14 protein-coding genes are annotated in these 21014 nt (G+C 44.7%); all 14 read left to right on the top strand.

Annotated elements, in window-relative coordinates; all coding sequences use genetic code 11:
• Positions 1 to 9: 9 nt before the first annotated feature.
• The 14 genes from ACZ5NG_RS05735 (at position 10) to ACZ5NG_RS05670 (ending at position 20980) form a co-directional block, all read left to right on the top strand.
• Entirely contained in the window at positions 10 to 678 is a 669-nt protein-coding gene (locus tag ACZ5NG_RS05735; RefSeq protein ID WP_464253026.1) for a response regulator transcription factor, read from the top strand.
• Between the two features lie 6 nt (positions 679 to 684).
• Positions 685 to 2106, top strand: a complete 1422-nt coding sequence (locus ACZ5NG_RS05730) for a sensor histidine kinase (protein ID WP_464253025.1) — start codon at positions 685 to 687, stop codon at positions 2104 to 2106.
• A gap of 89 nt (positions 2107 to 2195) precedes the next feature.
• A complete protein-coding gene (locus tag ACZ5NG_RS05725; RefSeq protein WP_464253024.1) occupies positions 2196 to 4160 on the top strand; it encodes a glycoside hydrolase family 13 protein in 1965 nt (654 codons plus the stop codon).
• A 12-nt stretch (positions 4161 to 4172) separates the two neighbouring features.
• Positions 4173 to 5678 carry a 4-alpha-glucanotransferase gene (gene malQ / locus ACZ5NG_RS05720; protein ID WP_464253023.1) on the top strand — a complete coding sequence of 502 codons (1506 nt, stop codon included), beginning with the start codon at positions 4173 to 4175 and terminating at the stop codon, positions 5676 to 5678.
• A 380-nt stretch (positions 5679 to 6058) separates the two neighbouring features.
• A complete protein-coding gene (gene miaB / locus ACZ5NG_RS05715; RefSeq protein WP_464253022.1) occupies positions 6059 to 7390 on the top strand; it encodes a tRNA (N6-isopentenyl adenosine(37)-C2)-methylthiotransferase MiaB in 1332 nt (443 codons plus the stop codon).
• Between the two features lie 16 nt (positions 7391 to 7406).
• Entirely contained in the window at positions 7407 to 7781 is a 375-nt protein-coding gene (locus tag ACZ5NG_RS05710) for a YlbF/YmcA family competence regulator (protein ID WP_464253021.1), read from the top strand.
• Positions 7782 to 8153: 372 nt separating this feature from the next.
• Positions 8154 to 9719, top strand: a complete 1566-nt coding sequence (locus tag ACZ5NG_RS05705; RefSeq protein ID WP_464253020.1) for a methyl-accepting chemotaxis protein — start codon at positions 8154 to 8156, stop codon at positions 9717 to 9719.
• 209 nt (positions 9720 to 9928) lie between these two features.
• The gene (locus ACZ5NG_RS05700) at positions 9929 to 10633 is read left to right on the top strand and encodes an ABC transporter ATP-binding protein (protein ID WP_464253019.1); all 705 of its coding nucleotides are present in this window, start codon (positions 9929 to 9931) and stop codon (positions 10631 to 10633) included.
• Positions 10633 to 12993 carry an ABC transporter permease gene (locus ACZ5NG_RS05695; RefSeq protein ID WP_464253018.1) on the top strand — a complete coding sequence of 787 codons (2361 nt, stop codon included), beginning with the start codon at positions 10633 to 10635 and terminating at the stop codon, positions 12991 to 12993. The genes ACZ5NG_RS05700 and ACZ5NG_RS05695 overlap by 1 nt, the downstream gene beginning before the upstream one ends.
• Before the next feature lie 13 nt (positions 12994 to 13006).
• Positions 13007 to 14251, top strand: coding sequence for an efflux RND transporter periplasmic adaptor subunit (locus ACZ5NG_RS05690; protein ID WP_464253017.1), 1245 nt, complete (start codon positions 13007 to 13009; stop codon positions 14249 to 14251).
• A gap of 114 nt (positions 14252 to 14365) precedes the next feature.
• Entirely contained in the window at positions 14366 to 15148 is a 783-nt protein-coding gene (locus tag ACZ5NG_RS05685; protein ID WP_464253016.1) for a DUF169 domain-containing protein, read from the top strand.
• Positions 15149 to 15256: 108 nt separating this feature from the next.
• The gene (gene mutS / locus ACZ5NG_RS05680) at positions 15257 to 17869 is read left to right on the top strand and encodes a DNA mismatch repair protein MutS (protein ID WP_464253111.1); all 2613 of its coding nucleotides are present in this window, start codon (positions 15257 to 15259) and stop codon (positions 17867 to 17869) included.
• 76 nt (positions 17870 to 17945) lie between these two features.
• A complete protein-coding gene (locus tag ACZ5NG_RS05675; protein ID WP_464253015.1) occupies positions 17946 to 19628 on the top strand; it encodes a hydantoinase/oxoprolinase family protein in 1683 nt (560 codons plus the stop codon).
• On the top strand, positions 19625 to 20980 hold the full coding sequence (locus ACZ5NG_RS05670) for a histone deacetylase family protein (RefSeq protein ID WP_464253014.1): 1356 nt from the start codon (positions 19625 to 19627) through the stop codon (positions 20978 to 20980). The genes ACZ5NG_RS05675 and ACZ5NG_RS05670 overlap by 4 nt, the downstream gene beginning before the upstream one ends.
• Positions 20981 to 21014 lie beyond the last annotated feature (34 nt).

The raw sequence follows: 21014 nt of genomic DNA, 5'->3' as shown, positions 1-21014 counted from the left end.
GTGCGGTAAATGAGCTCCAGAATACTGGTAATTGACGATGATCCGAAAATCACCGCCCTGCTTAATCGGGCGCTGACCTATGAGGGGTACACCGTGCAGGTGGCTAACGACGGCTATACCGGTTTGAAAATGGCCCGGGAAAATCCCCCGGAACTAATTATTTTAGATATTATGATGCCGGGCTTTGACGGGTGGGACTTTTGCCTAAACTTTTGTCAAGATAATGTCATTCCGATTTTAATTTTAAGTGCCAAAGATGAAGTAGAAAGCAGAGTAAAAGGGCTTAATTTAGGGGCAGATGATTACCTGGTTAAGCCCTTTGCCTTGGAAGAACTGCTGGCCCGCGTTCGCGCCTTGCTGCGCCGCAAAAGCTCTAAAAACAGCGTACTGCAGTTTGTGGATTTAAAAATGGACTTAGAAAAAAGGGAAGTGCGGCGAGGGGGGGATTTAATATCCCTTTCCGCCAAGGAATACGATATGCTGAGGCTTTTTATGGAGCACCCAAATCAAGTACTGACCCGCGACAAAATTATCGATCGCCTGTGGGGCATAGACTATACCGGCAGTTCTAATGTTTTAGAAGTATACATCAACATGCTGCGCCAAAAGTTGGAGAAAAACAATCGCCCCCGCTTAATTCATACGGTGCGCGGAGTAGGCTATGTGTTGAGGGAGTAAAAATAAATGTCTATTAGATTAAAACTCACCCTTTGGTACAGTGTCGTTGTCGGCCTGACATTGGCGTCTTTCTCGGTAATTATTTACCTCTTTCTCAGTTACAGCATGGCTCAGGAAATAGACAAAGAACTGGCCGGGCGGGCCCAGGGTGTTGTCCGCTCCATTAAAGTTGTCGGACCGACCATAATATCCGGGCAGAAAATTGTCCTGCCTGATGTTGATGTTTTTGCCTACCCCAATACCTACTTACAGGTGGTAGACAACTACGGCCGCCTGGTAGCGAGATCAAATAACTTAGGCAATCAAAGTTTGCCGCTGACGGAAGAAACCATTGCCCGCGGCAGTAAAGGCGCCGGTTTTTATGAGTGGGTGCAGGCCGGCGACCAAAGAATCCGCATTTATAATTACCCGTTGATTGCCGATAACAAGGTGGTTGGCCTTTTGCAGGTAGGCCAACCTTTTTCCGGCATTGAAGCGGCTTTAAAAAGACTGCGCACCCTGCTTTGGTTATGCAGTGGGCTGATTATTGTTGCTGCCGCCAGCATCGGCTGGCTGTTGGCCCGGGCAGCGTTAAAGCCAATCGATGAAATAACCAAAACGGCAAATTTAATTCGTACCGAATTAAATTTCCATCAGCGCATTCCCCATCAAGGGCCAAAGGATGAATTAGGCCGCCTGGTAGAAACGCTAAACAAAATGCTGAGCAGTATTGAAACCGCATACCGGGAACTTTCCGAGTCCCACGCGGCCCAAAAGCGGTTTGTGGCTGACGTTTCTCATGAGCTGCGCACTCCATTAACTACTATTCGCGGCAATATTGAACTGATTCAAAAGATGGGGGATGAGCATCCTGACATTACCGCCGAGGCACTGTCCGATGTTCTTTCTGAGGCAGAGCGGATGAGCCGCATGGTTACCGATATGTTAGTACTGGCCAAAGCTGATGCCGGTTTAACCTTAAAACTTGAGCCCCTCCTTTTAAAGCCCCTGATTGAACAAATCGGCCGCCAGGCGAAAGTGCTGGCGGAAGAGCATACTTTTAACATCAGTGTGGATAAAGAATGTGAAGATGTTTTGATTAATGCCGATGCGGACTATTTTAAGCAGCTGATTTTAATTTTACTGGATAATGCCTTTAAATTTACGCCGAAAGGCGGGCGGGTTGAATTAAAGGTCTCTTGCCGTGCCGGTGAAGTGCGGATTATAGTCAGCGATACCGGAATCGGGATTAAAGAGAGTGAACGGCAGGCAATTTTTGAAAGATTTTACCGGGCTGATACCGCCCGGCCGGTCGGCGGCACCGGGCTTGGTTTATCTATTGCCGCATGGATTGCCGAGCAACATGGTGCCAAAATAGAAGTAAACAGCAAAGTAAACGAGGGCAGCACTTTTACAATTACTATGGCCGCAGTATCTAACTGCCAATAAAAGGGTATTTTATAATTTAAAGTTATGGGAAAAATGTTAAGTAGCTGTTCATACAATATTTAGGACCATTTAAATAAGGTGTTGATTGGATGAAAGCTAACTGGATATTACATAATTCCCATGACTTATTTTTTCGCACCCCCTTTGGTGCCGTACCCTGCGGCCAAAAAATAACCCTTAGTTTACAACTGGATGCCGCAGCACCGGTAGAGCAGGTAGTGCTTCGCCTGTGGAAAAACGGGCGCGAAGAAGAAAAACTAAACATGTATCTGCGCGGAGCTTTTAAAGGAAACAGTATCTATCAAATTCAAATAAAGGCACCGCAAACACCGGGGCCACTGTGGTATTACTTTATTGTGCAATCAGAGGGAAAAACCTATTACTACGGCAATAACCGGGACAATTTAGGCGGCACAGGAGAGATTTATCTGCACGAACCGCCGTCCTTTCAAATTACCGTATACCGTAAAGATTTGTCTACACCGCACTGGTTTAAAGAGTCGGTTATCTACCAAATTTTTGTCGACCGCTTTTTTAACGGACACGAAGACGGCCAGCTGCTGACCACCAAAAAGAAGTGCTATATTTACAAACATTGGGAAGAAGTGCCTTACTACCGCCAAGACCCGGAAACGGGCAAAACGGTTTGTTTTGACTTTTTTGGCGGCAATTTGCTTGGTGTCATGAAAAAACTGCCCTATTTAAAAGAGCTGGGCATTAACGTGATATACTTTAACCCCATTTTTGAAGCGCCGAGCAGCCATAAGTATGACACTGCCGATTATAAGAAAATCGATTCCATGTACGGCGACAACGATCTGTTTATTGAGCTTTGTCAAAAGGCAAAAGAAATGGGCATTTATATCATTCTTGACGGCGTGTTCAGCCATACCGGAAGTGACAGCATTTATTTCAATAAAGAAGGTAGCTATCCCGGATTGGGGGCGTACCAATCCAAAGACTCGCCATACTATTCATGGTATACCTTTTATGAATACCCGGATCACTACGATTGCTGGTGGGGAATAGATACCCTGCCTAATGTCAATGAGTTAGAACCCAGTTATCAAAATTTCATTATTTACGATGAAGACAGTGTAATTCGCCGTTGGATGCGCATGGGAGCCAAAGGCTGGCGCCTGGATGTAGCGGATGAACTGCCCGATGAGTTTATTAAAGCAATAAGACAAGTGATGAAAGAAACCGATCCGGAGTCGGTTTTAATCGGCGAAGTTTGGGAAGACGCTTCCAATAAAATCAGCTACGGCAAAATGCGCGAGTATCTGCTTGGCGATGAGTTGGATTCGGTTATGAACTATCCCTTCCGCAATATAGTGGTGGATTTTTTCCGGGGAAGATGTGATGCTTATCAAACTCACCGCCGGCTGATGAGCTTATATGAGAATTACCCGCGGGAGCATTTTTACAGCACGATGAATTTAGTGGGCACGCACGATGTTTCCCGCATTTTGACGGTGCTGGGTGATGCGCCGCCGGAAGACAAGATCGATAAAAAACAACAGGCCTGTTACAAGCTGCCGCCGGATAAAAGGGAACTGGCCATAAAAAGGTTAAAGCTGGTGGCTTTGTTCCAAATGACCTTTCCCGGCGTACCTTCTATTTATTACGGGGATGAAGCGGGAATGGAAGGTTACAGCGATCCCCTTTGCCGGGCCACCTACCCATGGGGTAAGGAAAACAAAGAGTTGTTAAATTGGTATAAAAAGGTTATTCAACTGCGCAACAGTTACGACGCCTTAAGAACCGGAGAATGGATACCGGTTTATGCCCGAGGCGACGTTTATGGCTATATGAGAAGAATAGATATCGGGCGGGATGTGTTTAATCAGCCGAAAGAAAATGCTACTATACTGGTGCTGTTTAACCGCCATGTGAAAACCGGTGTAACTGTCACCCTTGATATCAGTCACTGGCTAAAAGAAGGATTATTTACCGATTTATTAACCGAAGGTAAACAGTTGGTTTTATGTGACGGAGTACTAAATGTTTCACTGCCGCCACTGTCGGCAAAACTTCTAATAAAGCAGGAGTAATGAGGGGGTAACATGGAACTTAACAGGGAATGCGGCATTCTACTTCACCCAACTTCACTGCCTTCGCCGTACGGCATCGGGGATTTAGGCCACGATGCATACGACTTTATCGACTTTTTAGCTGCCGGCGGCCAGAAACTTTGGCAGATACTGCCGTTAAATACCGTAGGATACGGCGATTCACCCTATGCTACTTTATCTGCCTTTGCCGGCAACCCACTGCTGATTAGTCCGGATAAATTAGTATCCGCCGGGCTGTTGGATTCCGCGGATGTAAAGAACAAACCGGCATTTGATCAGGCAAAAGTACATTTTGACCAGGTGCGCACCTACAAAGATAGTTTATTTCGGAAAGCCTTTCAAAGGTTTGCCGACTTGGAAGATTCGGCCGCTTACCGTGAATTTGTCAACGACAATCAATATTGGTTAGATGATTACTGCTTGTTTATGGCTTTGAAAAACCACTTTAACGGTGCGCCATGGAATAAGTGGGAAAAAGCAATTGCCGCCAGAGAAGAAGGGGCGGTTAGGCGTTATCAGGAAATGCTGCACCGGGAAATTGACTATTACCGGTTTTTGCAGTTTATTTTTTATACCCAGTGGCATGATTTAAAGCAGTATGCCCATATTAAGGGAATAAAAATAATCGGGGACTTGCCGATCTATGTCTCTTATGACAGCAGTGATACTTGGTCAAAACCACACTACTATCAACTGGACGAAAAGGGCCTGCCCTTGAAAGTGGCCGGCGTACCCCCGGATTACTTCAGCGAAACGGGCCAGCTTTGGGGCAACCCCATCTATAATTGGGAGGCCATGAGTGCTGATAATTTCCGCTGGTGGAAAGAAAGATTCAGCAACCTTTATAAACTTGTCGATATCATACGCATTGATCACTTCCGCGGATTTGAAGCTTACTGGGAAGTTCCTTTTGGCGAAAAAACCGCCATTAACGGCCGGTGGGTAAAAGCTCCCGGCGAGCAGTTATTTAATGCATTAAAAGAACACTTAGGGCCCGACGGTTTTGCCGTCATTGCCGAAGATTTAGGGATAATTACGCCGGAAGTGGTCAAGCTGAAAGAACAGTTTAATTTTCCCGGAATGAAAGTACTGCAGTTTGCTTTTGAAAGCGCAGCGGTGGAGGAGTTTTCTCCCTGCTATCACGAACAAAACTTAGTGGTTTATACCGGCACTCATGACAACGACACCATCCTGGGATGGTATCAAAAAGCTGCCGCCAATCATCCTAAGTTAAAACCGCTTTTAAAGAAATACTTCGGTATAGACAGTACACTGACCGATCAGGAAATTTGCTGGCGGTTTATTGAAATTGCCTATTACAGTTTTGCCAACAGGGTAATTATTCCGCTGCAGGACGTACTGGGGTTAGGCAGTGATGCCCGGATGAATTATCCGGGTACAGCAAACGGCAACTGGCAGTGGCGTTTCTCCAAATCCAGCCTCACCGCTGACACCGCCGCCAAACTGCGTGATTTGGCAGTGCTGTGCAATCGGTAGGGGGTAGGTACGGGGAAGCTGCTTGCCCATTTGTACGACATATGGATCAACGACGCCAAGGCATTTGACCTTATGCTTTCGATGAAAGTACACGGCCGCCCGTCCGGAGGCGGCGGAGCTCGTTCATTTATATATGCCGGCGTGTTTGCGAAGCGCAAATGCCTTGGCGACTTTTACCGCAATTGCATATATTGTAACATTTCTTTAGTGGGCCGGTGCGTAGCCCCACGACATTTTATAGCTATACAACCTTCTAGCCAATAACCACTAACCTAACTAAACTTTCCAATTTCGGCTTACCTATCTCTGTTTTTACTATTTACAACATTTGTACATACTAGATATAATGTAGTAGACTGCCTTGGTAAAGGATGAAGAATATGGTTCATAACTGCAAGGGAAAATATCATCTTATAGTATTTGGCTGCCAAATGTCTGAGCATGATGCGGAAATACTGGCCGGGCAGCTGGAAGAACTGGGATACACCGGCACCGAGGAACAAAATGAAGCAGATATTATTTTATTGGTAACCTGCTGTGTTCGCGAAACTGCAGAGAATAAGGTATGGGGCTTATTGGGGCGTCTGAGAACTCTTAAACAAAATAACCCCAACTTAATTATCGGTGTATGTGGTTGTTTGCCCCAGCAAAAAGACATGGGCAACAATATCAAAAGGCGCTTTCCACATGTTGATTTAATTTTTGGCACCCATAATATACATGAGCTGCCGCGCTTAATTACCCAAGTGCAGCAAAGCCAAGAAACCGTGCTTGAAATATGGTCTGATGCGGATTCTGTGGTGGAAGGGGTGCCGGTTAAGCGGGCATCGGGCTTAAAGGCTTGGGTAACAATAATGTACGGCTGCAACAACTTCTGCACCTACTGTATCGTGCCGTACGTGCGCGGGCGGGAGCGCAGCCGCAGACCGGAGGACATTGAACAAGAAGTAAAAGAGCTGATTGCTCAAGGCTATAAAGACATCACCTTGCTGGGGCAAAATGTTAATTCTTACGGTAAAGAGTTTTCACCGCCCTTTGATTTTGCAGATTTGCTACGGCGTTTAAATAAACTGGAAGGCTTGGTACGCCTGCGCTATACCACATCTCATCCCAGAGACTTCACCGACAGGCTGATTGATGTCATTGCGGCCTCTGATAAAGTGTGCGAACATATTCATCTGCCGATCCAGGCAGGCAGCAACCGAATTTTAAAGAAAATGAACCGTGGTTACACCCGCGAACAGTATTTAGAGCTAATTAACAAAATTAGGGATAAAGTGCCCAATGCCAGCATTACCACCGATATAATGGTGGGCTTTCCGGGCGAAACCGATGAAGATTTTGCTGATACCTTAGACATTGTCCGTCAGGTGCAGTATGACAGTGCCTTTACTTTTGTATATAACATCCGGCAGGGAACACCGGCGGCTAAAATGCCTGATCAAGTCCCCCAGGAAGTAAAGACGGAACGCATTCAGCAGTTGATTGCTCTTCAGAATGATATCACCTTAAGAAAAAATCAAATGCATATTGGAAAAATCGAAGAAGTGCTGGTGGAAGGGCCGACTAAAAATGATCCTTCAAAAATGGGGGGAAGAACCCGTACCAATAAGTTAGTGGTTTTTAAAGGAGAGCCTGATTTAATAGGAAAAATAGTTAACGTTAAGATTACCGCAGCCCGTCTGACGCACTTGGATGGGGATATTATATAACAGGGGGGGTGAAATAATGTCACAGGCTATTTTGGAAAAGGCGTTGGAACTTGGTAAAAAGATTGCCGAATCTGATGAATTTAAGGATCTTCAGGCTAAAGAGAAGAATATGCTGCAGGATAAGGAAGCCGGCCGGCTGCTAAAAAGCTTTCAGGAGCTACAGAAGGAGTATCAGGAAAAGCAAATGCAGGGCGAACAGCTAACTCCTGCGGATATTAAGAGATTTGAGGCTCACGAAACAAAAATGCTGGAAAATCCTCTCATCAGGGAATTTTACGAATCTCAAAATAAGTTTCAAGAACTGCTGGATACTGTTAATTACACCATTAACCAAGCGATGCTGGAAAAAAGAAGAGAAGTGCACGGTGCAAGCTGTACACCTTCCGGTTGATGCCCGCGTTAAACTATCGGGAGGTTCCCGACCCGAGACTGCTGCTTAGTAAACGAAAGTTTACTGGGCAGCAGTTTTTATATTTTAATCCCATAAAAGCAAATATTTTGTCAATAAGTATTGAAAAAAATAACCATTTATTTTATAATCTTGCTTATTATTTTAGGATATTTTTCACAAGGACTATCCTTATAAAGCGCAAGTCATCAGTTTAAGGTAAACACTGTTTTTACCGTCAATTGAGATATAGACCTAATGGAGGGTATTTTTTATCTTAATTACTTTAGTTAGTTAAAAAGTTAAAATGATAATGTACAAATATAATGGCCGGCAAACAACACCAAATTTCACATAAGATAAGGGGGTAGATATATGAAGGCTTCATTAAGGTTAAAGCTAAGCATTTTAGTAGCTGTTGTTATGTCTTTAATGGTTATTGTCATGGGTATTATTCAATATCAATCTTCACAAAAGGTTGCCGTCAGTGCGGCAATACAAAAAGCAAAAAGTGACTTGGCCCTGGTTGAGGAATTGTTCGATGAGTGGTATCCAGGCTCATGGCGGCTGGAAGGTGATCGGCTTTACAAAGGTAATAACTTAATGAATGACAACTTTACCGTTGTGAATCGCATCGCCGAATTAACCGATAACATAGTGACTATATATTTAGGCGATACCCGGATTGCAACAAACTTAAAAAATGATGACGGCACCATTGCAGTAGGTACCAAGGTATCGAAAGAACTAGCAGACATCGTGTTAAAACAAGGTAAAGAATATTACGGTGAAGCGGTATTTGTAAGCGGTTTATATCAAACTGCCTACAAACCGATAAAGGACAGCAGTGGCAACATTGTCGGAATGTGTGCTGTAGGTGTTTCTAAGGAAGCTACCGCTTCATTAATTAGAGGAGCAATGTCTTTAATAGTTATCAGCGGTATAGTGCTGCTTGCCGTTGGCTTGTTTTTATTAATAAGCTTGGCTAACAGAGTAATTATTAGGCCTATTGCCATATTGGAGAAAGAGGTCAAAATGCTGGCTGAGGGCAATTTTCAAAACAAAGTTAGCATTAAATCCGGTGATGAAATCGGCCGGCTGGCTAACAGCATAAATGAAATGGCGGAAAGTTTAGCCGGGCTGATTAAGGGGGTAACGGTTAATGCTCAAAACCTGGTTTTTCACAGTAGAGAGTTAGCCGCTGCCAGTGAAGAAATCAGCGCGACCATGGAAGAGGTGGCCGGTACCACAAGTGAGGTGTCGGCAACGGCAGAGAACGGATATAACATGGTAATTAAAGCAGAAGAAAAAGTGAAGCAAATGGCTGAAAAAGCAGGTGAGGGGGCAAGAACCGTTGATGCGGTAACGACCACAATCAACGAATTAGTTGCGGATGCTGAGAGGTTGCAGACAGAGATTTTTGATTTAACAAAGCTATCCTCTCAAGTTGCCAAAATTACCGATGTTATTACCGGTATTGCCGAACAAACGAACTTACTGGCGTTAAACGCTGCCATTGAAGCGGCCAGAGCAGGTGAGCACGGAAAGGGATTTGCCGTAGTAGCAGATGAAGTAAGGAAACTTGCCGAACAGTCTTCGGCTTCCGCCGGAGAGATTGCCAAAATTATCGAACAGGTGGAAAGCTCGATTGATAGCATTAACAAAGTAATTGTTATCTGTGCTGAAAAACAAAGGGAATGTGTAGATCACAGTGCAATTGCCGGCAAGGCATTAGATGAAATTCAAGAGGCGGTAAAAGTTGTAGTAAATGCCGTTAACGACCTGGCTTACGGCATTAAACAAACCAGCGAAAGCATGACGCAGGTCGCCGGCAACAACGAACAAGTCACTGCTACAACTCAACAAATGAGTGCTTCTGCTCAGGACTTGGCCGATATTGCCAATGACCTGCAGAATTCCGTAGAAAAATTTAAAATATAAGGCGGAGAACTTGTTCATCTAACAGACAACAAACATCCTCCAACTTTATATTAAAGCCGGCGTTAATTCTGAACGCCGGCTTTAGTATTGTTGCAAAAGAGAACTGTTTTAGATTAAGATTATACAAAGGATTAGCAGGGTTAAACCGCTAAATGCTAAGAGAAAACCACCCTTCTTCCCTCCGGGGTTGTTGCAAAGGAGGAAGCCCCATGGAAACCATTATGCTGGCAAAAAACTTAACCAAGACCTACCAAATGGGTGAAGTAAAAGTAGAAGCTTTAAAAGAGGCCAGTTTTGAGCTATACGCCGGGGAACTGGTAGTGGTGTTGGGCCCCAGCGGTTCCGGAAAGAGCACCCTTCTCAATATTATCGGTGGCATGGACAAAGCCAGCTCGGGTGAGTTATATTACCACAATAAACCTTTGCATACAGCCGACGATAAAGAACTGACCTTTTATCGTCGCCATGATGTAGGCTTTGTTTTTCAGTTTTACAATTTAATGCCTAATTTAACCGCCTATGAAAATATCAACCTGGCTGTCCAGATTGCGAAAGACCCGCTGCCCGTTGATGAACTGCTGGAAAAGGTAGGGCTTGCCGAGCGGGCTGACCATTTCCCCTCACAACTTTCGGGAGGTGAGCAACAGCGAATTGCCCTGGCCAGAGCACTGGCTAAAAACCCTCAAATTATGCTGTGCGATGAACCTACCGGCGCATTAGACTTTGCTACCAGTATTCAAGTGTTAAAACTGCTCAAAGATTTTTCCGCTTCCTATGGCAAAACTGTAGTAGTTATTACCCATAATACCGCAATTGCCCAGATTGCCGACCGTATTTTTTATTTAAAGGACGGGCGCCTGGTTAAAATTGAGAATAACTCATGTCCACTTCCGCCCGAGAAGGTGGCCTGGTAATGCTGACAAAGAAAATGTTCCGCGATCTCAAGGAGAATAAAGGCACTTATTTCGCCTGTATCATAGTAATGATTATCGGAATTATGGTTTTTACCGCTTTTTCCTCGGTGGTAGATAACCTAAAAAAATCCCAGAAGACTTTTTACACCGAGCAAAACTTTGCCCATGGCTTTGCCCGGGTAGAATCTTTACCTTTTAATGCAATAAGTGCCCTGCAAAGTATCGAAGGCATCGCTCAAATTGAAGGCAGAATAGTTAAAGATGTTCAGGTTTTATCGGCCAAAAGCCAAGAAAACATCTATCTGCGCCTGGTGTCAATAGATCCGAACAAAGAAAACCCCTTAAATGACTTTCTTTTGGAAGAAGGCACTCCGCTGAGTAATAAAACTATGAATATATGGGTGGATAATAAATTTTTTGAGGCCCATAACTTAAAGTTAAACGACAAGCTGGAGGTAATAGCTAACGGAAAAATAAGGGAGCTGACTGTAGTCGGTTACGGAAAAAGCCCCGAATTTATCTATGCCTTGCGTACAGCTGCAGACTTATATCCCACCCCGGAGACCTTCGGCATTGCCTTTATACCTGTTGAAGTGATGGAAAATATCTTTGCTACCGGAGCCTATAACGATTTAGTTTTTACCTTAGAACCGGGAGTGGAATTTAAAGATATCGAGCATACCTTAGAACATAAATTGAAACCATACGGTCTCCACAGTTTAATCCCCAGGAAAGACCAGGTAAGTCATTCTCTGCTGGAAATGGAGATAACTAATCTGGAAACCATGGCCCAGGCCATGCCGCTAATGTTTTTAGGCATAGCCGCCATGATTTTGTATATTACCTTAAAAAGACTCACCGAACAGCAGCGGGGGCAAATCGGCATTCTTAAAGCCTTCGGTTACACCGAGGGGGAAATTCTTCTTCACTACCTGTCCTATCCCGCTTTAATCGCCTTAGTGGGCAGCTGTACGGGAGGTATTTTAGGCATTATTCTGGCCGGTCCTTTTACTTCCATATACCAAGTATTCTTTAATATGCCGGTATCATCAGGAAGTTTTTCCCTTTTGTATTTCATGTTAGGAATAATGCTTTCTTTAATCATTGCTGTGGGGGCAGGGTATCAGGGATGCAAAAATGTTTTAAAACTACAGCCCGCTGAAGCATTGCGTCCACCCGCTCCTCCCTCCGGCGGTCGAGTACTGCCGGAAAGAATTCCGTTCTTTTGGAATATGCTAACTGTGCAAGGTATGATGGCTGTCCGCAATATTTCCCGCAATAAAGGGCGCAGTCTCTTTATTTTCATCGGCATTATGTTTTGTTTTGCCATTGTCGCTTTTACCTGGTCGATGAATGACTTGATTCAAAAAATGCTCTTTGATCAGTACGAAAAAGTAGAAGTATACGACCTAAAGGTTTCTTTAAGCCAGCCTTTGAACGAAAAAGCATCCCGGGAGTTGGCCTTCTTTCCGGGAGTAAACAACGTTGAGCCTTTGGCTGAAATTCCTGTAACTTTAAAAAACCGATGGTTGGAAAAGGACGTAGTTATTTTAGGGATCCCTTCTACAAGTGTGCTTTATAACATTTTTGACTCGGAGGGCAACCGCGTAGAATTACCTGAGAACGGCATCCTCCTTTCGGAAAGACTGGCCTCCCTCCTTGATGCCGATGTAGGTAGTATGCTTAGTGTAGATACACCGCTGATTGAGAATTGGGATAGCACGAAGCAAATAGAAGTAAGGGGCGTTATCCCCCAGTATGTGGGTATTAATGCTTATATGAACATTGATGCTTTACAGGAATTTCTTAACCAGGGCCCTTTGGCCACTTCCTTTATGTTGGCCGTAGACAAAGAAAGTATCACCCCGCTAAAAGATAAATACCGGGGCAGTGCCTTAATCAGCAGCATTGAAGAAAAAGACGAAAGCATCAAAAAATTACAAGAAATGATGGCTTCTTACGGCAGCCTGATTTACATTTATGCCTTAATTGGTGTGGTTATCGGCTTTACTATTATTTACAGTTCTACGGTAATTGCAGTTTCTGAAAGAAGCCGGGAATTGGCCTCGATGATGGTTTTAGGCATGATGCCTTCAGAAGTACTGTCCGTAGTTACCTTTGAACAGTGGTTTTTAGCTTTATGGGCCATGCTGGCCGGAATACCTCTGTCTAAGTTAATGCTCGCCGGCATGGCTCAGGCTGTAGACAGCGATATTTTCACCATGCCGGTGATCATCAGTTCTACATCTTACTTACTGGCCCTGATCATTACTGTTGTTTCCATCTGGCTGGCTCAGCAAGCGGCCGCCAGAAAGATAAAAAAATTAAGTTTAGTTGAAGTGCTGAAAGAAAGAGAGTAGGAGGGAGCAGTTCTTGAAAAGCAAATGGAAGCTAATATGGGGTGGATTAGGGTTAATTTTAATTTTAACGTTTACATTGATTAATTTAAATCGCGGCTTAGAAACAGAGCTATTGGCAGTACAGCCCACAACAATAGCTAATACTTTTAAAGAAGAAGGCACCGTCGTTCCCCAAATAGAACAACCCATCTACCCGTTAAACAGTGCCCAAATAATTGAACTGCCTGTAAAAGAGGGGCAAGAAGTTAAAGCAGGGGATGTACTGGCTGTCTTAGATACCGCGGAGTTACAGTACCAACTGGAACAACTGCAAGGCCAGCTGCTCAGTCTTCAAGGAGAGCGAACCCAAACCGTTAAAGAATTAGAAGGAGAAATTCGGCAGCTGGAGTTAGATTTGGCTGATTATGAAACCAATCTAAAGAGGACGGAAGAATTATATAAAGCTGATGCCGTGACCAAAAAAGAACTGGAAGATAGGCAAAAGTTGGTAGAAAAAACCAAGATAAGCTTAAATCAGAAAAAAGAAACCTTACAGCTTTTAAAACAATCCTCCGCTTCTTCAGGGGGAACTAATCAATATTACGCAGGAAAAGCCGCGGCCATTAATGCGCAAATTGCCCAACTTGAATACCAAATTAACCAATCAACCATTACCGCCCCTATTAACGGAGTTGTTGCCAACCTAAACTGTAAAACAGGGGAGCCGGCAAACATGAGCGAACCCTTAATGACTATCGTGCAAAAAAATGTTTATCAGGTAGAAACCTTCGTTCTCACTGAAGACGCAGCCTCCCTCCGGGAAGGTATGTCGGTATCTTTAATTCTAAGGGGCAACGATAAAGAAGATATTACTTTTTCCGGTAAGATTAAGGAAATTTCACCTACGGCGACCGAAAGACTTTCCGCCTTAGGTGTGGAAGAACAAAGAGTAAAAGTAGTTATTGATTTTTCCCCTCCTAAAGGCGTTACCTTAATACCCGGGGCCAAACTGGATGTAGAATTTACCACCGAAAAAAGAGCAAATCAACTGGTAGTTCCCAAAACGGCTTTATTTCCTTATAAAGACGGTACCGCAATTTGGGTTGTTCGCCGGGGGAAAGCACATCTTCAACCTGTGGTCACCGGTTTTCAAACAAAGCAAGAAACAGCTATTAAAGAAGGCTTAAAACCGGGTGATTTGGTTATTTTAAATCCCCGCCTGGAGGGACTAAAGGAAGGAAAAAAAGTAAAGCACAGGGACGGTTCAGCTACTTTATGAAACCTGAGCTGTCCTTCACCTTTAAAAAGCCATGTCAATTATACTTTGTGAAATATTATAGTTAATTGTATAATTGTTTTAAGAATATTTAGATTTTGAAAGGTGGCATTTATTATGGAAAGTAAAATCGCCCAAGCTATCGGGCTCAAGTATTTTCCGGTGGCTGTAATACACACAAACGAAAAACCGGGGGACGCCCTACAGATTAAAGAAGGCCGCTGGGGTTGCGTGGTTGCTATGCTGAAAGCGGCTGCCAAAGGAAAAACCGTCGTATTTGACCGCAAAACCTATGGCTGTATCGGTGGTGGTACCGGTTTAGGTTTTGGTAACCTGTACACAAACTTTCCCGGCGGTATAGAATTTTTCCTGTCTACCGGCAATCCGCAGTTTTGTCAAACAGAAGTCGGCAAAGGGATAGTAAGAAATATGCCGGCACTGAAGGAAGGTGAAGGTTACTTTAAAAACCCGGAATTTGCCAAAGAGCAGATTAATAAACTGCCCTTTACCGATATTCCGGAACAATATGTTGTTTTTAAACCCTTGACTGATGTAACCGAGCAGGAAGAGCCAAAGGTAATTGTCTTTTTGGCTAACCCCGATCAGCTCTCGGCATTGATTGTGCTCACTAATTACGGGCGGACGGAAACTGTCAACGTCGTTGCTCCCTTTGGTGCCGGTTGTCATACCGTGTGCCTTCATCCCTATCGGCAGGCGGAAGAAGAAAGCCCGAAAGCAATTATCGGCTTGTTTGATATTTCTGCCAGAAAATTTGTCGACAAAGACATTCTTTCCTTTAGCGTGCCTTACAAAATGTATTTAGAACTGGAAGCCAATGTAGATGATAACAGCTTCTTACACAAGGAAGAGTGGCAGCGGGTTTTAGAAAGAAATAAATAACCGAATAAAGCTAAATTTTATAAAATTGCACCCCTCGGTGGGGTGCCTTTTATTTTTCCTGCTGTGATATAATGGTATTCGGGAGGAATAACTGTGACATATACACCAATGATGCGGCAATACCTGAAAATTAAAGAACAGTACAGCGATTGTATTTTGTTTTTTCGTTTGGGCGATTTCTACGAAATGTTTTTTGATGATGCTATAACCGCATCTAAAGTTTTAGATATAACCCTTACAGGCAGAGATGCCGGAGCGAAAGAAAGAGTGCCGATGTGCGGCGTGCCTTTCCATTCCGTCGATTCATATATTGCCAAAATGGTGGCCAATGGCTATAAGGTGGCTATCTGCGAACAAGTGGAAGACCCCAAAACGGCCAAGGGGATAGTTAAACGGCAAGTTACCAGAGTAATTACTCCGGGAACCGTTATGGAAGGGCAGCTTTTAGACGAAAAGAAAAACAACTACATTGTTTCGATATTAATTGCTAAAGACCGGGGTGGATTGGCTTTTGCCGATATCAGCACCGGTGAATTTATGGTTTCGGAACTGACCGGAAACATTGGCTTTGATGAACTGATTAATGAACTTACCCGGCTGCAGCCGGCAGAAATACTAATGCCTTATGATTTAAAAGAAAATGAAAAGCTGGTTAAAAGTTTACAAAATCACTGTTCAGCAGTATTGAATTATTACCGCAATGATGCCTATGATGCGGAAACGGCGTTGTCATATGTAGAGCGGCAGTTTTCCAAAGAAAGGGTTGAGCAGTTAGGGCTGCCGGCTGATTCTTTATCTATAGTGGCTGCAGGCGCATTAGTGCAGTTTTTGCTGGAGACGCAAAAGAGAGATTTAAAGCATATCAGAGAGATCAAATACTATTCCGTTGCCCAATACCTGGTGCTGGATGCTGCGGCACGGCGCAATCTGGAATTAACCCGCACGCTGATTACCAACGATAAAAAGGGCAGTTTACTGTGGGTACTGGATTTCACCGCCACCGCCATGGGCGGGAGGCTTTTGAAGAAATGGATTGAACAGCCGCTGGTAGATGTTGAGCAAATTAATGCCCGCCTTGATGCGGTAGGGGAGCTGGCAGAAAACCTTTTTTTAAGAGAGGACTTAAGAAGCTTACTAAAAGAAGTTTATGATTTAGAACGTCTGTCGGCCAAAGTAGCCTATGGCTCGGCCAATGCCCGTGATTTGTTGGCGATAAAAAATTCTTTGTCTATACTGCCGGCAATTAAAGAACAATTAACCAATACTACATCAAAGCTGTTAAACAACATTGCTGAAGAAATTGATGTTTTGGCTGATTTAACCGAGCTGTTGGAAAAAAGCATTAATGACGATCCGCCGCTGACGTTGAGAGACGGCGGTATTATTAAAGACGGATACAGCAGCGAGGTAGATAAGCTGCGGGAAGCGGCAACCAACGGCAAGAGCTGGCTTGCCCGGCTGGAAGCCGCAGAACGCCAGCGCACCGGCATTAAATCACTAAAAATACGGTTTAACAAAGTATTCGGCTATTATATTGAAGTTACCAAAAGCAACCTAAGTGCCGTGCCAAAAGATTACCAGCGCCGGCAAACGCTGGCCAATGCGGAACGCTTTATTACACCGAAATTAAAAGAATACGAGGATATTATCTTAGGCGCCCAGGATAAGCTGGTAGACTTGGAATACAACATTTTTACCGAGATTAGGGAAACAGTGGCCTCGCAAATCAGCCGCATTCAAAACAGTGCCGCGGCAGTGGCGAAAGTTGACGTTTTAGTTTCACTGGCGGAAGCAGCGGTGAAACATAACTACGTAAGACCGGTTGTCAACAACAGCGGCAAATTGTTGATTATTGATGGGCGCCACCCGGTAGTGGAGCTAACCCTGGGTGAAAATGAATTTGTGCCCAACGATACCGAGCTGGATGAAAACAATTATATGGCCTTAATTACCGGTCCCAATATGGGCGGAAAAAGCACTTACCAGCGGCAAGTGGCATTAATTACCATTATGGCGCAAATGGGCGGCTTTGTGCCGGCTAGGCGGGCGGAAATAGGCGTAGTTGACCGCATATTTGCCCGGGTGGGCGCATCAGATGACTTGTCTTCAGGAAGAAGCACTTTTATGGTTGAGATGCAGGAGTGCAACAACGCTTTGCGCAACGCCACAAAAAACAGTTTGGTAATTATTGATGAACTGGGCCGCGGCACTTCCAACCTGGAAGGAATGGCCATTGCCCAGGCAGTGATTGAATATCTGCATGATACCGTTGGCTGCCGGACGCTATTTTCCACCCACTATCATGAACTTGCCGAGCTGGAAAATAATCTGGGCTGTTTAAAAAATTATGCGGTGGCAGTTGAAGAAAAGGGAGATGATGTTGTCTTCTTGCACCGTGCCGTTCCCGGTAAGGCAAGTAAAAGCTACGGCGTGCATTGTGCCCGGCTGGCGGGTTTGCCCGGCACAATTATTGATCGTGCGAACCAACTGGTAGCCAACTTGGAAATATACCGTAAGGCGGCTGAAGAAGTGATTTCCGGCGAAGAACAACCGGCTGCCGCTGAAGAGCCGGTGCAAATGCAGCTTTTTTCCATACATCCGGAGGCGGCTGAAATACTAAGTGAAATTGAACGCTATGATCTGTTAAACACCACACCGCTTAAGGCTTTAAATATTCTGTTTGAACTGCAAAGTAAAGTAAGAAAATTACACGAAAATTAACAAAAGTAGATTTTTTGTTAGGCCAAGATGTGATAGCATAATGTAATAACAATTCCGTTATTACGGAGGGGTCATAGTGTACATTGGTATAGATGTAGGAGGTACCAGCACTGATGCTGTGTTAATATCCGATGGCAAGGTGCGCGCTATATCCAAAGTGTACAACAAGCCTGATGATATGCTCAGTCCGTTAGTAGAGGCGCTGGATAACGTGTTGAAAGGAGTCGCATCTACTGATGTTAAGCGGGTAGTGCTTTCCACAACGGTGATTACCAACCTGGTAGCAGAAAAAAAGCATGACCCGGTAGCGTTGCTTTTAATGCCCGGACCGGGCAGGAAAATAGAGAAATATCGCCAGGCTGAAGTGTGCATAGTAAGCGGTGCTATTGATTATCGTGGACGTGAAATCATTCCCTTAGCAGAAGACAAAGTACTGCAGGCGGTAAAATTATTTGAGGAAAAAGGTTACAGCAAAGTAGCGGTAGTAGGCAAGTTTTCGCCTCGCAACAACAAACATGAACTGAAAGCGGCTGAGATCATCAAACAGGCAAAACCGGATTGGGATGTAGAAATGGGGCATGTGGTAGGAGGAAAATTGAATTTTCCTCGGCGGATAGACACTACTTTATTAACCTGTGCCACTAAAGAAAAATACCGTCAATTTGTACAGTCGGTTCGGGAAGCAATGAAACAGCGGAACATAAATGCGCAGTTGTTTATTTTAAAAGCAGACGGTGGCACGATGACGCTGGACAGTTCGGAACAATCACCGGTAGAGACTATTTTTTCCGGCCCGGCGGCCAGCACATTAGGGGCATTGGCGCTTACGCCGGCCGGAGAAACGTCGCTGGTAATCGATATTGGCGGAACAACCACCGATTTGGCCCTCATACTTTCCGGCCAACCGCTGCTTTCATCCAAAGGCGTGAGGTTTGGCGATTATTTAACTCAGGTGCGCTCACTGGCGGTTAAATCGGTGCCGGTGGGTGGCGACAGCATAGTAGAAATAGTAGGGAAAAAGCCAATTATTTATTCCGAGCGCATGGGCCCTCCCTATTGTATGGGCGGGCCGCTGCCCACACCAACCGATGCTTTAAATGTCATGGGGCTAACACCTTTGGGTGACAGTGAAAAAGCCTGGGAAGCCATGAGGATGCTGGCAGAGCCCGCCGGTATGTCCGTGCCGGAAGTTGCCCGTGAGGTGATTAAACTTTTTGTCGATACCGTAGTCAACGAAATTGAAAATATGTTTCAGGAGTGGGAACAGGAACCGGCATATCGTATTTGGGAAGTAATGCAAAAGCGAAAACTGCGCCCGAAAAATGTAGTAGGTGTGGGGGGCGGTGCTCCCGGCTTTGTACCGCAAATCGCCGCCCGCATCGGCGGGGTGCCTATTTTGCCTCCTTATGCATCCTCAGCCAATGCAATCGGGGCGGCAGTAGCTAAACCAACGCTGCAAATTTCTTTAAGAGTAGATACCGAACAAAGAATATACAGCATTGAGGAAGAGGGCTTTCAAGGGACAATTGCTGAACAAAACTTTGGCCAGGAACAGGCACTGCAGTTAGCTAAAGACTGTTTAATTAACCGCGCGGAAAAAATGAACTTAACGGATGAGATTGAGCACATTGAAGTAACCCGACAGGATGTATTTAACATTGTCCGAGATATGCAAACCACCGGCAGAATATACGATGTATGCGTACAAACCCACCGGGGTATTCTCGGACATGTAGGGGCAGGGGGGAGATTAGTTTGATTAAAAAAACCGGATTAGTATTTTTCCCGGCTTTTGACTGGTCTATTTCTCCTGTCCATCCGGAGCGTGAAGAACGCTTGCTATACACCAGAGACCAGATTTTTGAAGAGGGCGTTCTCGATTTGCCGGAAATTATTGAGTACCCTCCGTCGGTAGCAACGCCCCATGATATTGCCCGCGTGCACTTTTGCGTGCCCACTGTCGATGATCAGGTATTGGCGGCACACCGCATTGCTGCCGGTGCCGCCATCAACTTAAGTGACAAAATCATGAATAAAGAAATTTACAACGGCTTTGCCATAGTCCGGCCGCCCGGCCATCACGCCATGCGGGTGGTACACGGCAACCGAGGCTTTTGTACCATTAATAATGAAGCTGTTGTTGTTGAGCATTTGCGTCGCACCTATGGGCTGAAAAAAATTGCCATTGTGGATACCGATGTTCATCACGGCGACGGCACTCAGGATATTTTTTACCATGACCCGGACGTACTGTTTATTTCTTTTCATCAGGATGGACGCACCATTTACCCGGGAACGGGATTTCCCAATGAAGCCGGGGGGCCGAACGCATACGGAACAACCGTTAACATCCCGCTCCCACCCGGGGTCACAGATAAAAGCCTGCTTTATGTGGTAGATAACTTGATACTGCCGATATTAAAAGATTTTCAACCGGAATTTGTCATTAACTCCGCAGGGCAGGACAATCACTTTACCGATCCGCTGGGCAGCATGATGATTTCTGCCCAAGGTTATGCTCAACTAACCGAAAAACTAAAGCCGGATTTAGCCGTGCTTGAAGGCGGCTATGCAATAGAAACGGCGCTGCCTTATGTTAATTTAGCCATACTGTTGGCCTTAGCCGGTCGGAACTACACCTATATTACCGAACCGGAATATCAAGCGGATAAAATTATAGAAAACTCGCAAGTAACGGATTATGTTCACCGCATAGTAGATCGCTTACAACAATTGTGGGCTAACCGCCATCAGCATGATGCTACAAAATTTAGCGATAAAAACCGGTTTTATCAGCGACAAAAAAATATTTACTACGACACCGAATATTTTGAAGAAAAACAGCTGGAAAAAGTAAAAGTGTGTCCGGATTGCCCCGGTTTTGTCACCATCGATTCCTTTGCCGTTCAGCCCAAAATTGGTCGCTGTCGGATAATGGCTATTTCCATCCATAACCGGTGTTGCAAAAAGTGCTTAGAAGAGGCATGGGACTTTTACTATGAGGCACAAAGAGATTACCGCTATTCGTATGTTTATCTGCAGGATAAAACCGAGGATACATTTATAACTTACATCCGCGAAAAGCACCAGGAGATCCGCACAGAAGGTTAATTACTTCAAATTTACCTGACTTTTGGAGGGTATA

The organism is Desulfovectis peckii (assembly GCF_055391705.1).
Note: the sequence above shows the minus strand (reverse complement) of the source record. Positions and strands in the feature narration are given on the sequence as shown.

Excerpts from the sequence above, each read along its gene's own strand:
- ACZ5NG_RS05735 (WP_464253026.1), top strand. The coding sequence starts at position 10 with ATGAGCTCCAGAATACTGGTAATTGACGATGATCCGAAAATCACCGCC.
- ACZ5NG_RS05730 (WP_464253025.1), top strand. The coding sequence starts at position 685 with ATGTCTATTAGATTAAAACTCACCCTTTGGTACAGTGTCGTTGTCGGC.
- ACZ5NG_RS05725 (WP_464253024.1), top strand. The coding sequence starts at position 2,196 with ATGAAAGCTAACTGGATATTACATAATTCCCATGACTTATTTTTTCGC.
- malQ (WP_464253023.1), top strand. The coding sequence starts at position 4,173 with ATGGAACTTAACAGGGAATGCGGCATTCTACTTCACCCAACTTCACTG.
- miaB (WP_464253022.1), top strand. The coding sequence starts at position 6,059 with ATGGTTCATAACTGCAAGGGAAAATATCATCTTATAGTATTTGGCTGC.
- ACZ5NG_RS05710 (WP_464253021.1), top strand. The coding sequence starts at position 7,407 with ATGTCACAGGCTATTTTGGAAAAGGCGTTGGAACTTGGTAAAAAGATT.
- ACZ5NG_RS05705 (WP_464253020.1), top strand. The coding sequence starts at position 8,154 with ATGAAGGCTTCATTAAGGTTAAAGCTAAGCATTTTAGTAGCTGTTGTT.
- ACZ5NG_RS05700 (WP_464253019.1), top strand. The coding sequence starts at position 9,929 with ATGGAAACCATTATGCTGGCAAAAAACTTAACCAAGACCTACCAAATG.
- ACZ5NG_RS05695 (WP_464253018.1), top strand. The coding sequence starts at position 10,633 with ATGCTGACAAAGAAAATGTTCCGCGATCTCAAGGAGAATAAAGGCACT.
- ACZ5NG_RS05685 (WP_464253016.1), top strand. The coding sequence starts at position 14,366 with ATGGAAAGTAAAATCGCCCAAGCTATCGGGCTCAAGTATTTTCCGGTG.
- mutS (WP_464253111.1), top strand. The coding sequence starts at position 15,257 with ATGATGCGGCAATACCTGAAAATTAAAGAACAGTACAGCGATTGTATT.